At 59.0% G+C, this 3,498-nt stretch carries 2 tRNA genes and 2 rRNA genes (1 of these 4 running past the window's edge); all 4 read left to right on the forward strand.

The features are described from left to right. Positions 1–19 (forward strand) — tRNA-Ala (locus tag E8M80_RS25515); it begins 53 nt to the left of the window's first position. A 382-nt stretch (positions 20–401) separates the two neighbouring features. Beyond that, positions 402–3,139, forward strand: a 23S ribosomal RNA gene (locus E8M80_RS25520). Between the two features lie 107 nt (positions 3,140–3,246). Beyond that, a 5S ribosomal RNA gene (rrf, locus tag E8M80_RS25525) occupies positions 3,247–3,361 on the forward strand. Positions 3,362–3,421: 60 nt separating this feature from the next. Beyond that, a tRNA-Met gene (locus tag E8M80_RS25530) sits at positions 3,422–3,498 on the forward strand.

Genomic DNA, 3,498 nt, shown 5'->3' on the forward strand with positions numbered 1-3,498 from the left:
TCGAATCCGACCGTCTCCATTTCCTTTCGACCTGAAGGCTCGAAAGGAAATTTCCCGGAGGGTTAGAGACGTGACCAGCGCGGCATCGCGTGAGTGACGCGTCTCTACTATCGGGATGAAGATGGTCGAGAAGGCCTGGTGAGCTGTCCTGATGGGCGGCGACACTTCCGAAACCCGCCTTTGTGGCGTTGTCCGGGATCCTCGAGAGGGAGCCGGATGGCGTATGGGGCGTGCATGTTCTTTCACATGGTGAAGATGATCAGTTGTGTGTGCGAGTGACGCACATCGTCCGGGGCAAGACTAGACCGCGCCCTGGGGATGCTGCGGGCGCTGCCGTCCGATTTGGCTGGTAGTTGCATGGGGCGCGTGGTTTGGCCCTGTGCGCGGGCGGTGGTGTGGATATGGAGTGAGAGAAGGGCATTCGGTGGATGCCTTGGCGCCAAGAGGCGATGAAGGACGTGGCACGCTGCGAAAAGCCGCGGGGAGATGCGAGCGATCGTTGATCCGCGGATGTCCGAATGGGGAAACCCACCCCTTTGGGGTATCCCGGCCTGAATACATAGGGTCGGGAGGCGAACCCGGGGAACTGAAACATCTCAGTACCTGGAGGAAAAGACATCAACAGAGATTCCGCGAGTAGTGGCGAGCGAAAGCGGAGCAGGCCAGTGGTTGCTGCAAGAGAAGCCGAACAATCTGGAAAGGTTGGCCGTAGTGGGTGATAGCCCCGTAGGCGTAGTGCTTGCAGTGATCCTTGAGTAGGGCGGGGCACGTGAAACCCTGTCTGAACATGGGGGGACCACCCTCCAAGCCTAAATACTCCTTGGCGACCGATAGTGCACAAGTACCGTGAGGGAAAGGTGAAAAGCACCCCGACGAGGGGAGTGAAATAGACCTGAAACCGGATGCCTACAAGCAGTCGGAGCCCGCAAGGGTGACGGCGTACCTTTTGTATAATGGGTCCGCGAGTTCGTGTTGGCAGCAAGCTTAAGCCGAGAGGTGTAGGCGCAGCGAAAGCGAGTCTGAATAGGGCGCATAGTTGCCGGCATGAGACCCGAAACCTGGTGATCTAGCCATGGACAGGTTGAAGGTGGGGTAACACCCACTGGAGGACCGAACCCACGCCTGTTGAAAAAGTCGGGGATGATCTGTGGTTAGGGGTGAAAGGCCAATCAAACCAGGAAATAGCTGGTTCTCCGCGAAATCTATTGAGGTAGATCGTCCGTCGATCACCGTCGGAGGTAGAGCACCGGAAGGGCTAGGGGGGCCCAAAGCCCTACCAAACCCTACCGAACTCCGAATGCCGATGAGTGCAGGCGGGCAGACAGACAGTGGGTGCTAAGGTCCATTGTCGAGAGGGAAACAACCCAGACCACCAGCTAAGGCCCCCAAATGATGGCTAAGTGGGAAAGCATGTGAGACGGCCAAAACAACCAGGAGGTTGGCTTAGAAGCAGCCATCCTTTAAAGAAAGCGTAATAGCTCACTGGTCTAATCAAGCTGTCTTGCGGCGAAAATGTACCGGGGCTCAAGCCATCTGCCGAAGCTGTGGGTGTGCAGCAATGCACGCGGTAGCGGAGCGTTCCCTAGGCCTGTGAAGCGGTACCGGTGACGGGCCGTGGAGGTATGGGAAGTGCGAATGCGGACATGAGTAACGACAAACAGAGTGAGAAACTCTGTCGCCGAAAGTCCAAGGGTTCCTGCGCAAGGTTAATCCGCGCAGGGTGAGCCGGCCCCTAAGGCGAGGGCGAGAGCCGTAGCCGATGGGAACCAGGTGAATATTCCTGGGCCCGCCAGAAGTGACGGCCGTGAAGCGTTGTCATCCCTTATCGGATTGGGGTGGCTGCCGGATCGGTCCGGGAAATAGCTCTGGCATATGGACCGTACCCGAAACCGACACAGGTGGACTGGATGAGTATTCCAAGGCGCTTGAGAGAACCATGCTGAAGGAACTAGGCAAATTGCCCGCGTAAGTTAGCGATAAGCGGGACCCATCCGTGGGCAACCATGGGTGGGTGGCACAGACCAGGGGGTGGCGACTGTTTAGTAAAAACACAGGGCTCTGCGAAATCGAGAGATGACGTATAGGGTCTGACGCCTGCCCGGTGCCGGAAGGTTAAAGGGAGGAGTGCAAGCTCCGAACTGAAGCCCCGGTAAACGGCGGCCGTAACTATAACGGTCCTAAGGTAGCGAAATTCCTTGTCGGGTAAGTTCCGACCTGCACGAATGGCGTAACGACCTCCCCACTGTCTCCAGCATGGGCTCAGTGAAATTGAATTCCCCGTGAAGATGCGGGGTACCCGCGGTCAGACGGAAAGACCCTATGAACCTTTACTGCAGCTTGGCAGTGGCGCCAGGAAGGGGCTGTGTAGGATAGGTGGGAGCCATTGAAGCCGGGGCGCCAGCTCTGGTGGAGGCAACCTTGAAATACCACCCTGCGCCTTTCTGGCGTCTAACCGAACCCCGTCATCCGGGGTCGGGACCCTGCCTGGTGGGCAGTTTGACTGGGGCGGTCGCCTCCCAAAAGGTAACGGAGGCGCGCGATGGTGGGCTCAAGCCGGTCGGACATCGGCTGTTGAGTGCAAAGGCACAAGCCCGCCTGACTGCGAGCGCGACAGCGCGAGCAGGGACGAAAGTCGGCCTTAGTGATCCGGTGGTCCCGCGTGGAAGGGCCATCGCTCAACGGATAAAAGGTACTCTAGGGATAACAGGCTGATCTCCCCCAAGAGTCCACATCGACGGGGAGGTTTGGCACCTCGATGTCGGCTCATCGCATCCCGGGGCTGGAGCAGGTCCCAAGGGTTCGGCTGTTCGCCGATTAAAGCGGTACGTGAGCTGGGTTTAGAACGTCGTGAGACAGTTCGGTCCCTATCTGCCGTGGGTGTTGGAGACTTGAGAGGATCTTTCCCTAGTACGAGAGGACCGGGAAGGACGCACCTCTGGTGTACCGGTTGTCGCGCCAGCGGCACCGCCGGGTAGCCAAGTGCGGAATGGATAACCGCTGAAGGCATCTAAGCGGGAAACCAGCCTCAAGACGAGGTCTCCCTAAGGGTCGTGGTAGACCACCACGTCGATAGGCCGCAGGTGAAAGCTCCGCAAGGAGTGCAGCCGAGCGGTCCTAATCACCCGATAGAACTCCATATCACATGCACCACCGCATGGATGGTCCGCCATCCACCGCGCACAGCGCCAAGCCACGCAACACACAACAGATCATCACATCACCACATCCGAGGATCCGGCCCGGTGGTCCGGTGGCCATCGCGGGGTTGATACACCCGTTCCCATCCCGAACACGGCCGTGAAACACCCCAGCGCCCATGGTACTGCGTCTCAAGACGCGGGAGAGTCGGTCGCCGCCGGGCCACCAGGCCGGATCCTCGCCTCATCACCGTCCGCGGCAAACACAACACCGCAGACACCATCGCGGGGTGGAGCAGCCCGGTAGCTCGTCAGGCTCATAACCTGAAGGTCACAGGTTCAAATCCTGTCCCCGCATCCA

This window comes from Roseomonas sp. HF4 (assembly GCF_005222755.1).
Lineage (GTDB): Bacteria > Pseudomonadota > Alphaproteobacteria > Acetobacterales > Acetobacteraceae > Neoroseomonas.